Below are 11,249 nucleotides of genomic sequence, written 5' to 3' on the forward strand. Positions count from 1 at the left end.
CCGACCCTCACCACCCCTCGGTCCGTAGCCCCCGCGGAATCAGGTACAGCGTGCGCCGCGCGGGCAATCGTGCTCCTGCGCCTTGTTCGTGGGCCCGGACGTAGAGTCATCTCAATTGGCTGGGGAGGCTGCTGGTCATGGTGGGGGTTGCTGAGCGGCTGGTGCCTGAGGCGCCGTCGCGGCCGCAGGGTGGTGGTCGGCGTCGTCACGGTGATCGGGAGGTCCTGGCGGCGATCGTGTTCGTGGCGACGTCGGGCTGCACGTGGCAGCAGTTGCCCACGGCGGCGTTCGGTCCGTCAGGTGCGACAGCCCACCGCAGATTCACTGAGTGGACGAAGGCGCGGGTCCGGGCCAGGCTGCACCGTCTGGTCCTCGACGAGCCCAGATCCCGCGGCAGGCTGGACTGGTCGAGGTACGCGATCGACTCGGTGAACGTGCGGGCCCTGAAAAGAGGGATCTGACAGGTCCGAATCCTGTCGACCGGGGCACGTACGAGTCGACTCGCGTGTGCTGGTGGCGCTGTTCTTCTTCGCTGCTTCCCGGGCCGCGATCAGGGCCTGGCGTGCGAGGTCGATTCCGCTCAGCTCCGGCTCGGTTACCAGGCCGACGAGTACGCCGAGCGCCTCGGACACGACGACAAATCTCTGCAGTCCGGGCAGTCACAGCACGGGCGACACAGGAGCCCACCCTGGACGAGGAGCCCGTGTGGCACCGAGTCAGCGGAAGGAAACCCTCCGCCGTGATCAGCGGTTAGTGTCCGCCATATGACACACATAGGGAAGATCCGGACGCGACGAATGGTAGTGACGCTGGCCGCTGCGGCTGCCGCGGTGGTACTTGGCGTGGGTGGAGCGATTGCAGCAGTCGACCAGGACAGTGGCTCGTCCGGCCCGACTCCGGTGTCCGTAGAGACCTCCGATACGGGAAGCAGTAGTGCCGTAGGCGGCGTGGACAGCGGCGGCGGAGACAGTGGCTCCGCCAGTGGTTCAGGCGGCACCGACGGCAGCAGCTCTAGTGGCGCGGATGCGGGAGGCTCGGGCGGTACCGAGTCTCCCTCTCCTACGGTCGGGCCTACATCTCACCCCACGGATCCGGCGAACCTGGACGACCTGGCGGAACGCATCGACGGCCTGGAGAAGAAGATGGATGAGCTGCCTACCAAGAAGGAGCTGGCCGATGCTCTCCGGGCCTTCGCGGACAAGTTGGAGCAGCAGGACTGAACCCACGAGGCATGCCGCATACCGACCCCATGGCCGGCATACCAGAACAGACCTGGGCCCGTCCCACCTTTTTGGCGGGTCTTCGCATTTCCCACAAACCCCGTGCCACGCGCGGGAGACTGCCACAACCCTCCTGGCACCTCGCCCGTCCCACAGAGCAGAGACCTACGTACGGAGAGTGCCACCGTGAGACCCACCCGCATCCTGCTCGCCGCTGCCGCGCTGCTCGCCCTGACTGCCTGCTCGGCGGAGGAGGACGTCACAAAGCCCGCGCCAGAAGCGAAGACCGCCGGTCACGCCGCCGCCGAGAAGGCCGCGGGTATCCCGCCCGCTCCGACCGGAAACGCCCGCGATGCGTACCTGGACGCGATTGCCGCCGTCGACCCGCAGATCATCGCCGATGAAGAGAAGGCCATCGACGCCGGACGCAACCAGTGCAGCAGCCTCGCGAAGCCGAACGACAAGATCGATTGGCTGGCGGCGCAGCGGTTCGGGAACGACACCCGCCCGTTGACGGACGCGCAGGGCAAGGCGCTGAATGCCGCGCTTCGCAAGACCCTCTGCCCGGAGTGATGCTGCCTACGCACCAGGCGGCTTCTTCAACTAATCACGGCTGGTGGATCATGGTGTCGTAATACGTCGCCATGAACTGTCCGACGTCGAGTGGGAGTTTGTCCGGCCGTTGCTGCCTGTGTCGTTGCGGGGGCGGAAGCGGCTGGACGATCGCAGGGTCCTGAACGGGATCGTGTGGAGGCTCCAGACAGTGACGGCCTGGCGGGATGTACCCGGACGGTATGGCCCATGAGCCACGTTGCATACGCGTTTTCGTAGGTGGGCGGCGGACGGAACGTTCGACCGGACTCCACGGCCGTCTGGGCTCACCAGCATGCGGCCGGGGCCCGGAAAAGGGGGCTCCGCGACCCGGCCCTGGTCCGGTCCAAAGGTGGTCTGACCAGCAAGATTCGCCTGGCCTGCGATGGACGGGGCCGTCCGCTGGCCTTCGTCGTCACAGACGGCAATATCAACGACTGCACCCGGTTCACCGCCGTGATGGCCCTGTTCTCGTATGGCTACCGCCAGGTGGTGTGTAGCGCCGAGTAACTACATGGGGCTGTGGTCGCGCTGCTGGAGGGCAGCGAAGTCCGCATGCGCCGTCTCGACCACCTCCGGGTACGCGTCGGCAGGCCTTCAATGCGATCGCCAAGGTGAGCGGCGTGGGCGGTGAGCGGGCGGACGCTCGCTCACCGCGCCCCTGCCTGCTAACCGTCCCCGGGGCACCTCCCGGGTGCTACCCCGCCCTGCACGCGTCCTGTTTCTGGCAGTACGAGAACGTCCAGCCAGACGACGCCTGCAGTCAGGTCCGGTTCCACTCGTGCGAGTGGAACCGGACCCGTCGGCGACCCGCTCCCGAACCCATCGCCGTCTCGGTGGTCATGAAGCCGATCGACGAGCAGCACATCGCGGAAACCGTCCTGGTGGTGCTGGACATCACCGGCGGGGACGAGGAAACCGTCCGTGCGGTCATGGCCGCGCTGGAGGAACGGTGGGCGACCTCGGGCATCAGCTTGGCGCACCGGGCGCCTGGTGCGCCAGGGGTCCGGGCCCGGGTGTACGCCGACATCCTGCACCCGGGACGGCAGTAGCCGCGGCCCGGGAAGCCCGGCCGCAGGCTCAGCCGCCGCTCGGTGCGACCTTCTCCGGGACGGGCGGCGGCCTCCAGCCGGTCCAGGCGCGTGTAGAGCGCCTGGACGAGGCGGGCACGGTCCTGAGCGCGGCGGGCGGTTCCCTTGATCGGCGCGTCCAGGCGGTTTTCGGCTTCGTGGAGGACGTCGGCGAGGGCGCCACGGGCGTCGCCCGTGGGGAGGGTGGCGGTGGTGTGGCGGATGCCGGCGGCTACGGCGCGGGCGTGGCCGGTGGGCTGGAGGGCGATCTGGGCGTAGTCGCGGGGTTCGAGGGACGGGTTGGTCCAGGCGAGGACAGCGGCGACGAGTGCCTCATTCGGGGCGCGGTCAAGGGGGCGGTGGGCCTCGATGAGGCCGTGGGGTCGTGGGGTCGTGGGGTCGTGGAGCACGGTGTGGCAGGCGGGCGGCTGGGGGACGGAGCCGTCCGGTTGGGACCGGTGGATGTGGGTGCGCTCGTGGGCACCGCCTCCGCGTACTGGGTATGCCGGTGTCGTTCGACGCTACGGAGGCTCCTGCTCCGACCTGAATGAGACTGCGGGTCATGGCGGGAGGTTCACTCCAGGGCGGTGACGCGGCCAGGATGAGGGCGCTGGCCGCGTCACCGTACACGGCCATGTCCGCGAGGCCGACGAACGCCTGGGCGTAGTCGGCGACTTCGCGTGGCTGTGTCACCTTGATCTCCGCCGTCAGCGTCTCCACGACGGCCTTGGTGTCGTCGTGGACGTAGAACGCCTCCAGCGGCCAGACGGTGCGCTGCTCGGTGAACGGAATGACCCCGAAGGAGACGCAGGCGAGCGACATCACGGCCAGGAGGCGGCGGAGCTGCCCGCGCATCGGGTCGGGGGAAGCATGCATATCGTGCCTCCTGATTCATTCACCGGGGTTCGTGAGGGTGGTAATCAGGTTTTCGGGCGGAGGTGTGGTGTCGGTGGTGAGGTAGCGAACACCGTCGCCCTCGGACGGGAGGCCCGCGCCCCGGGCGAGGGGTGGCGGCGGGAGGGGGCAGCGCGGCACCCGTGGCGCTCGTCCCACACCAGAGCGGGCGCGGGAGCGGCTCCTGGACCACCGGCCCGCTCGCCGACGCCGTCGAGACCGCAATGGCCTCGCTCGATCCCGGCGACGACGACGGCCTGGACCACGACGGCCAGGGCTACAACGGCCGGGGCGGCCTCGCCGACGGGACCGAGGAGACGCTCCGCGGGCCCACCTACGCCATCCCGTGGACGCGCTGGCTCACCACCGTCCAGCAGATCCGGCTCCGGCTACCGGACCCGCCGCCCGGCCACGGCCGGGACGCTCCGGCCGGTCCCACTCCTCGACCGGCGGCGAGGCCGGGCGCGGCAAACCTCGTCGGCCCCTGCGCCTGGCGGCGTGTCCCCCCGCTCGTAAGCTCGTCCGCGGGCGATGACGTGGCACCGGGCCGCCGACACCGCCGCGGGGCACGGAACCGGGAGGGGTGGGCATGCGGAAGAGGCGAAGCCTCTGGTCGCTCAGTTATTTCCTGACGGGCTGCGTATGCCTTCCGCTCGCCGTCGTAATCGCGATGGGCGCGATGGGCGCGAGGAATGTGGTCGGCCTGCTCCCGGCCGTCGTCCTGGGCCTTCCGGGTGTGGTGCTGACGTTCCGCGCCCCGGTGTTCGGCGTCCGGTACGGGCCGGACGGGCTGCGGTACTCCGGGCTGCTCAACGCGCGCTCCTACGCATGGTCGGACATCCGGGAGGTTCGGGTAGCCGTCCTGCCGAGCACGGTCTACTCGTCCGACGTCCCGGAGCTGGTGCTGGCCTCCGGCGGGACGGACCAGCTGCACATGGTGTCGGGTCACAGCTTCGGCCGGTCCCGGAACAGACGGGTCGTGCGGCTGGTCGCCGAGCTGGAGGCGGCGCGCGCGGCCGCGTCCTGACGGCGGCGGAGTCCCCGTGCCCCTGGGATGCGCTGGCGCCGAATGCCCCTCTGATGTGGTGACTACGTGCGAGAGTCAGGGGCTGGCTCAGACATGGAAGTGAGCCTCGTCGGCGCCGACCGCACTGGTTCCAACTCACTGCCCAGCTCCCGAACGGCGACACCGTCATCACCGGTGACAGGCGTCGTGATCAGGTGCCAGATAGTGCGCTCCGACACATTACGTAGCTGCTGCACTCCGGATACCGGTCCGGGAAGGCCGACAGCCCTGGGTACGCCGATGAGCAGAAGGCCAAGGTCGCGGCTTTCCAGAAGGGCCTGCTCCGGCTGAGCACCGAGATCATTACCCACCCGTACTGGGCCTCGCTCAACGGGGGCGTAGTGGAGGCTCGCGTGCAGTTCATGCACGTCCATGAAACCGGCGACGGCGAGGCATAGCCGTGTTCGGGCCGGAGAGCGTGTCCGCTCTGGACAAGAACCGAGTGCTGGAGGAATGGCTGGCATACCAGCTGGGGCAGGTCCGGACCCGGATGCGCGAGCTCGAACAGGCGGAGGAGCAGGAAGGGCGACGGGAGCGGGCGCGGGCTGAGATGTCGTGGATGCTGCAGCCTCAGCGGGCGGGTCAGCCCGCGATGCCGCACCGCGGGGGGCACGCTGTTCAAAAGCGGGGTCGGGTTCCTCGGGCGGGAGAAGGCACTCATCGCGCTCGCCGAGCCGGACATCGAGCCGTGCGAGACATGCCGCCCGGAAACAGGACTGCAGAACGGAAACAGGACTGCAGAACAGCTGGCCACCCTGCCTCCCTCCCGGCCACGAGGCATCGCAGAACCGAGCTCCTGTTCAGGTGGATTCGGCGATATGGACCGTGCCGATGCCCTGGTCCATGAAGGTGGCCAGGTTCTGGCCCTCCGCCTCCAGTTCTCGTACTTCGGTCCGGGTGAGGCTGCGCAGGGGGCTGATCGTGAGGCGGCGTTCGCCGGTGGTCCAGGTGGCGGCAACGCGGCCGTCGATGAGGACGGCGCGTTGTCCGGCGACGGAGAGGCCGAGGTGCGGGTCGTCGATGATGCGGCTGCGATCCTGGTAGCCGAGGATCGCGTTGTCGAAGGCGGGCAGGAAGCGGACGGGCGCGGGGGTGTCGGGGTGTGGGCGGGGCGCGTCGGGCAGGTCGAGGAGCAGACGGCCGCGTTCGTCGCGGTAGGTGATGAGGTCGCCGCGAAGGGCTTTGACCGCGGCAGGCAGTCCGGCCAGGCCGCTCCAGGCGCGGATGTCCGCGGTGGTGGCGGGGCCGTAGGCGGCGAGGTAGCGCCGGACGAGTCGCTGTCCGATCGGATCGTCCGGGTCCGCGGGCAGCTGGGGGATGGGCTGGTGCAGCCAGGTCGACAGGGGGAGGTTATGGACGCCTGAGGTCCTCTTCCACAGTCCTCTGGGGGGCAGTTGGACCATGGGGATGAGCGCGGCGACGAGAAGTTCGCCCAGCACCCGGCTGGGCGGCGTGGGCCAGCGGTCGCGGAGTGCGCCGACGAGTTCGCCCATGGCGCGTGGCTGGTGGTCGGCCATCACGGCCCGGCCCGCTGTGCTCAGTTCGTCCAGGTCGATGCCGTTGAGTTCGCTGCGGTAGGTGGACAGGACGCGTTGCCGCAGCATGGCGTCGTGGCGGGCGCGCCAGGCGAGCGCGTCGGTGGCGGTGACGAGGTGGACGGTGCGGCGCATGAGGTGGGTGCGCACAACCTGGCGGCCTATGACCAGGTTGTCGAGGTCGGCTGGGGTGAACGCCCTGACGCGCGACCACAGGCCGGTGAACGGTTCCTGCGGGGCTTGGGCCTGCAGTCCGGCCAGGTGGGACACGGCATTGAGGGCGGTGCATTCCTCGCGCTCAAGGAGGTACTGGCGGGCGAGGGTGGCCCGGTTGAGGTGGCGCTGGGTCAGGACACTCATGGGTCTCAGGCTGCCGCACGCTCGGAGCTGAGGCGACGCCGCTGGCCGATGCAGGTAAGGGAGGGGTGCTGGTAGGCCACGTCGAGCGGGCCGATGCCGGTGCCCGGCGGAACGATGTCGTCGATCCGGTCCGGGACGGCGTCGTCGAGCACGGTTGCGGCGCCTGCCAGCAGGTCATCGAGCTGGTCGAGGGTGCGGGGGCCGATGACGGCCGAGGTGACGTCTGGGTGGGCAGTGGCGAAGGCCATGGCCAGGTGAGTGAGTGGCAGTCCGGCCTGTTCGGCGAGCGGGATCAGCTGCTCGACGGCGTCGAGCTTGTGGGGGTCGGTCATGTGCCCGGGGGCCCAGTGCATGCGGGGATCGCTGCTCGGGGCGTCGTTCGCGCCGTAGCGGCCGGTGAGGAAGCCCATGGCCAGCAGGCTCCACACGAGCACGCCCATGCCGAAGCGCTGGGCGACGGGGAGGATCTCGCGCTCGATCGCCCGGTTGAGGATGGAGTAGGCGGGCTGCTCGGTGCGCAGCCGGTGCAGGCCCCGGCGTTCACTGACCCGGTGAGCCTGCACGATGTCGCTCGCGGGGAGGTTGGTGGAGCCGATTGCGCGTACCTTGCCGGATCGGACCAGATCGGTGAGGGCGGACAGCTTCTCTTCGATGTCGGTGTGAGGGTCGGGGTGGTGGATCTGGCAGAGGTCGATGTAGTCGGTGTTCAGGCGGCGTAGTGAGCCCTCGGCCGCTTTCATGACCCAGCGGCGTGAGCTGCCGCCGCGAAGGGGGCCCTCGCCCATGGGGCCGTTGAACTTGGTCGCCAGAACCACGTCCTCGCGGCGGCCCTTGAGGTCGCGGCCGAGGATGTGCTCGGTCTCGCTGTGTCCGTAGACATCGGCCGTGTCAATGACGTTGGTGCCTCCGTCCAGGGCCCGGTGCACGATGCGTGTGCATGCGTCGTGTTCCGGGTTGCCGTTCGGGCCGAACATCATGGTGCCCAGGCAGTAGGTGCTGACTTCGATGCCGGTCCGGCCGAGCTGACGCATGCGCATGACAAGGTCTGTTTCCATGTGGGCCGACTGCCGTCGGCGTGCTGATGGCGAGATGAGCGGGGCGGGCAACCGCTGCGGGGTGCCCGCCCCGGGGTGGGTCAGCCGTTGTAGGGGGCGGTGACGTCCAGGACCCAGGTCACGCCGAAGCGGTCGGTCAGCATCCCGTACAGCGGGGCCCATGCCGCGGGCTCCAGTGGGCGCAGCACGTTCGAGCCGTCGGCCAGTCGCCGCCACAGGGTGCTGATCTCGTCGGTGTCCTCGCTGCGCACGGACACGAAGAACGGGTTGGCGCCCTGCTCGTACGGCATCGTCGAGGGCACGTCGTAGGCCATGACGTGGAAGCCGTTGTCGGCGATGACCTGGCCCCACATCACCCAGTCCGCCTCTTTCTCGTTCTGAACGTTGCCGGCGTCCTTGTAGGTCACCGCGACGGTGTGCCCGCCGAAGACGGATTGGTAGAAGTCCAGCGCCTCACGGGCCGAGCCGCGGAAGTTCACATGCGTGGTGGTGGTGACGGACATGGTCTGCTCCTACCTTGAAATGCGCCGGATGAGGCACATGCGATTGACGGGCGGCATGCCCTTCTCTGGAATCCGTGAGGGAGCATGGCACCTGTACAGGACAGGTTGTGTCCTGTACTTGCCGCATGATGGAGGCATGCAGAAAACGTCCTCGCGGCTCCTGGCCCTGCTCTCCTTGCTCCAGGCACGACCGGAGTGGAGCGGAGGCGACCTGGCCGAGCGACTGCGGGTCACCGTGCGCACCGTGCGCCGTGACATCGACCGCCTTCGCGCGCTGGGCTACCCGGTCGCCACGGACAAGGGCCCGGGCGGCGGATACCGTCTGCGTCCCGGATCGCAGATGCCACCGCTGCTCTTCGATGACGCTCAGGTCATCGCTTTGGCCGTCGCGCTGCAGAGCACCGCCCACCCCGCGATCGCGGAGGACGCCGACCGGGCGCTCGCGACGATCCGGAACGTCCTCCCTCCGCGCCTGCGGCAGCGCATAGACGCGCTCCACGTCACCACCGTGCGCCCGCCTGATCCCGGCACCCCACCGGCCCAGGACCTGGATCTGCTCACCACCGTGAGCACCGCGATCCAGCGCCGCGAAGTGCTGCACCTGGACTACGCCCCACACCAGGAGGCCGCACCACAGCGACGCTGTGTGGAGCCCCACCACCTCGTGGCGTGGCGCACCCACTGGTACCTGCTGGCCTGGGACCTCGACCGCGATGACTGGCGTGCCTTCCGCACCGACCGCATGACCCCACGCACGCCGACCGGTCCGCGCTTCACCGTACGTCAGCTGCCCGGCGGGGACGTCTCCGCGTTCGTCACCAGCCGGTTCCGGGGCTCCGGCAAGACCGGAGCTGCTTGGCCCTGCCAAGGCGAGGCCATCCTGGATCTCCCCGCCTCGGAAGTCGTACCCCACACCGCCGACGGCGTCGTGGAACCGCTCGGGCCCACACGATGCCGCGTCATCACAGGATCCTGGTCCTGGACCGCCCTTGCTGCCAGCCTTGGCCGATTCGACGCGGACCTGCACGTCATCGGCCCGCCAGCCCTCCACGAAGCCTGCGCCGCACTGGCCCGCCGCTACGGCGCCGCCACGACCACCGAGCCTGGCTGGCTGGACGCACCCAACGGGTGACGGGACGGACCATCTCAGGTTCCGAATGCGTCAATGCGTCCCGTGGCGCCTTCCGGCCTCAGCACGCGCGTCGAGGTGCTCGTCTCCGAAGGGTTGGCCCTTCGACGCCAGCGGAGCCGTTGCGTGAGGACGTCCTCGTGCGAACGGAGCTGCTTCGGCAGCCACCACGACAAGGCCACCACCTGCCCGGTCACCGAAGCCAGCGGCACCTGGAGCCGATACGCGCCCGGCGACCACACGCGCGGTGAAATACGAAGACGCCCCTTGCTCGGGGGTGAATCTTGATGACGAAAACCCCTCGCCGGCCCGGAGGCTGACGAGGGGCTTCGTGGTGCCGCTACAGGCTCAGCCGGTGCACGCCATGGTGGCGTTCTGGGAATCCGGGTCGTTCCGGGTACAGGTGTGCTGGGGGGCTGACAGGTCGCTGACGCGGGTCTGCCAGACGGAGCCCTGCCATTTGGCCTGCGGGGCGCTGGCGCTGTCGAGGAGACGGGTGTAGCGCAGGATTTCCCACGACGGGAACTTGTCCTTCGTCGTCGTGATGTCGAAGCCGGTGAAGGACTTGTTCTTGTCGTCGTACCCGTGCGGCGTCAGGTACAGAGTCGCGTTGATCCGGCCGAGGTCTCCGAACTGGTAGCCCGGGATGCCTACGAAGGAGTTGACCGCCGAGATCGATACCTTGATGCCCCCGCCGGTGGTGGGCTCGACCCAGTATTCATTCTGGGGGATCGGGTCATCCTGGACGACTTCGGCATGCGAGGTGCGGACGAGGGGCTTGGCGTCACGGCATCCGTTCAGCGTGGAGCTGGGGTCATGGACGCAGGAGTGTTCGACGTAGACGCCGACGCGGCCCATTTCGGTGTCCCACGCGACGGTCACCTTGGATTCGGCGGCCGGGTCGGTGCTCCACTGACGGTTGTTGCCGATGATGTCGTTCACTGGGTTGTTGTCGGTGGCGATGTAGCCCCGTACGACGACGATCCCCCGGTCTCCCCCGAGAGGCAGCAGATGCGCGGCCTCTTGCAGACCTCCGTCACGCGTACTGCTGTTGGGGGTCAGGTACAGGTCGCGTGCCTGTGCGTACTGCGGGTTGGGAGTCTCCTCGGGAGACCATGCGATGGGGCCGTGCTCGAACATCTGGCTGACGCCCTTGACGCCCGGAACCTGGACTTCGTCGCTGATGGGATAGCCGTAGCGGCCGGTCTCCCACTGGGCCATTCCCCAGCGTTCGCCGATGTGCCCCCAGACAGGGTGTGCACCGGTGTCGGGGGACCAATAGACCGAACCGCCCTGGAAGACCTGGCGTACACCCTTGCCGTCAGAGAGCTGGATTTCGTCGCTGGTGGGGTAACCGAGACTGCCGCCTTCCCAGCCGAGCTGTCCCCACTTGTCGCCGATGAGGCCCCAGATCGCATGGGCCCCACTGTTGGGGCTCCAGTAGATCGAGCCGTGCTCGAAGACCTGGCGGGCTCCCCCGTCCTTGGGGACCGGTATTTCGTCGGACTTCGGACAGCCCAGGGAGGCTTGTACGCCCGGTGTCTGCGTGTATTCGGTCCAGATGGCCCCGTCGACCGAGTAGCCCTCGTCGCAGAAGACCTGAGCCGATGCGGGAGTAGCCTGAACGCCCAGCAGAAGCAGGGCAGTTGAGGCCGTGAGGGCGAGGAGCTGGGATGCTCTTGCTCTGATCATGGCGAACAGTCTCTACGCCTGTAGGTAATCCAGACAATAACTGATCATTTCAGAATGAGATCGGTGTGTTGGCTTGGCAGTTGAGTGTTGTGTCGGCAGGATCTGCTGGGTGTCTGCTGATCTTGTGCCTGATG

At 68.5% G+C, this 11,249-nt stretch carries 9 protein-coding genes and 3 pseudogenes; 7 read left to right on the forward strand and 5 right to left on the reverse strand.

Features of this window, described 5'->3' with window-relative positions; translation table 11 throughout:
- Positions 1-137: 137 nt before the first annotated feature.
- From ACFVWY_RS28500 to ACFVWY_RS28520, 5 genes and pseudogenes are all read left to right on the forward strand, one after another.
- A pseudogene (locus tag ACFVWY_RS28500) lies at positions 138-487 on the forward strand (transposase); the annotation flags it as partial.
- A 460-nt stretch (positions 488-947) separates the two neighbouring features.
- Positions 948-1,220 (forward strand): hypothetical protein, encoded by a 273-nt coding sequence (locus ACFVWY_RS28505; protein WP_389877458.1) that lies wholly within the window; start codon positions 948-950, stop codon positions 1,218-1,220.
- A 186-nt stretch (positions 1,221-1,406) separates the two neighbouring features.
- Entirely contained in the window at positions 1,407-1,793 is a 387-nt protein-coding gene (locus ACFVWY_RS28510) for a hypothetical protein (protein ID WP_389877459.1), read from the forward strand.
- Positions 1,794-1,833: 40 nt separating this feature from the next.
- Positions 1,834-2,276 (forward strand): annotated as a pseudogene (locus ACFVWY_RS28515) (transposase); the annotation flags it as partial.
- A gap of 377 nt (positions 2,277-2,653) precedes the next feature.
- Positions 2,654-2,863, forward strand: a complete 210-nt coding sequence (locus tag ACFVWY_RS28520; protein ID WP_389877460.1) for a DUF6207 family protein — start codon at positions 2,654-2,656, stop codon at positions 2,861-2,863.
- A gap of 609 nt (positions 2,864-3,472) precedes the next feature.
- Here ACFVWY_RS28520 and ACFVWY_RS28525 read toward each other — a convergent pair.
- Positions 3,473-3,751, reverse strand: a pseudogene (locus ACFVWY_RS28525) (Scr1 family TA system antitoxin-like transcriptional regulator); the annotation flags it as partial.
- Between the two features lie 613 nt (positions 3,752-4,364).
- On the opposite strand from ACFVWY_RS28525, the gene ACFVWY_RS28530 reads away from it, so the two are divergent.
- On the forward strand, positions 4,365-4,802 hold the full coding sequence (locus tag ACFVWY_RS28530; RefSeq protein ID WP_389877462.1) for a hypothetical protein: 438 nt from the start codon (positions 4,365-4,367) through the stop codon (positions 4,800-4,802).
- Between the two features lie 839 nt (positions 4,803-5,641).
- On the opposite strand, the gene ACFVWY_RS28535 is transcribed toward ACFVWY_RS28530, so the two are convergent.
- The 3 genes from ACFVWY_RS28535 to ACFVWY_RS28545 form a co-directional block, all read right to left on the reverse strand.
- Positions 5,642-6,736 carry a winged helix DNA-binding domain-containing protein gene (locus tag ACFVWY_RS28535; protein WP_389877464.1) on the reverse strand — a complete coding sequence of 365 codons (1,095 nt, stop codon included), beginning with the start codon at positions 6,734-6,736 and terminating at the stop codon, positions 5,642-5,644.
- A gap of 5 nt (positions 6,737-6,741) precedes the next feature.
- Positions 6,742-7,773: an aldo/keto reductase gene (locus tag ACFVWY_RS28540; protein ID WP_389877466.1), complete on the reverse strand. Its 1,032-nt coding sequence runs from the start codon at positions 7,771-7,773 to the stop codon at positions 6,742-6,744.
- Between the two features lie 98 nt (positions 7,774-7,871).
- Positions 7,872-8,294, reverse strand: coding sequence for a VOC family protein (locus ACFVWY_RS28545; protein WP_389877467.1), 423 nt, complete (start codon positions 8,292-8,294; stop codon positions 7,872-7,874).
- A 136-nt stretch (positions 8,295-8,430) separates the two neighbouring features.
- Between ACFVWY_RS28545 and ACFVWY_RS28550 the strand changes: the two genes are divergently transcribed.
- Positions 8,431-9,426 (forward strand): helix-turn-helix transcriptional regulator, encoded by a 996-nt coding sequence (locus tag ACFVWY_RS28550; protein WP_389877469.1) that lies wholly within the window; start codon positions 8,431-8,433, stop codon positions 9,424-9,426.
- Positions 9,427-9,771: 345 nt separating this feature from the next.
- Here ACFVWY_RS28550 and ACFVWY_RS28555 read toward each other — a convergent pair whose 3' ends face one another.
- Positions 9,772-11,115: an LGFP repeat-containing protein gene (locus tag ACFVWY_RS28555; RefSeq protein WP_389877470.1), complete on the reverse strand. Its 1,344-nt coding sequence runs from the start codon at positions 11,113-11,115 to the stop codon at positions 9,772-9,774.
- Between the last annotated feature and the right edge of the window lie 134 nt (positions 11,116-11,249).

Origin of the sequence: Streptomyces sp. NPDC058195 (assembly GCF_042883525.1) — a bacterium.
Classification (GTDB): Bacteria; Actinomycetota; Actinomycetes; order Streptomycetales; family Streptomycetaceae; genus Streptomyces.

Bases quoted from the DNA above. Each gene is read 5' to 3' on its own strand.
- ACFVWY_RS28540 (WP_389877466.1), bottom strand. From the start codon at position 7,773: ATGCGCATGCGTCAGCTCGGCCGGACCGGCATCGAAGTCAGCACCTAC.
- ACFVWY_RS28530 (WP_389877462.1), top strand. From the start codon at position 4,365: ATGCGGAAGAGGCGAAGCCTCTGGTCGCTCAGTTATTTCCTGACGGGC.
- ACFVWY_RS28550 (WP_389877469.1), top strand. From the start codon at position 8,431: ATGCAGAAAACGTCCTCGCGGCTCCTGGCCCTGCTCTCCTTGCTCCAG.
- ACFVWY_RS28545 (WP_389877467.1), bottom strand. From the start codon at position 8,294: ATGTCCGTCACCACCACCACGCATGTGAACTTCCGCGGCTCGGCCCGT.
- ACFVWY_RS28555 (WP_389877470.1), bottom strand. From the start codon at position 11,115: ATGATCAGAGCAAGAGCATCCCAGCTCCTCGCCCTCACGGCCTCAACT.
- ACFVWY_RS28535 (WP_389877464.1), bottom strand. From the start codon at position 6,736: ATGAGTGTCCTGACCCAGCGCCACCTCAACCGGGCCACCCTCGCCCGC.
- ACFVWY_RS28520 (WP_389877460.1), top strand. From the start codon at position 2,654: ATGAAGCCGATCGACGAGCAGCACATCGCGGAAACCGTCCTGGTGGTG.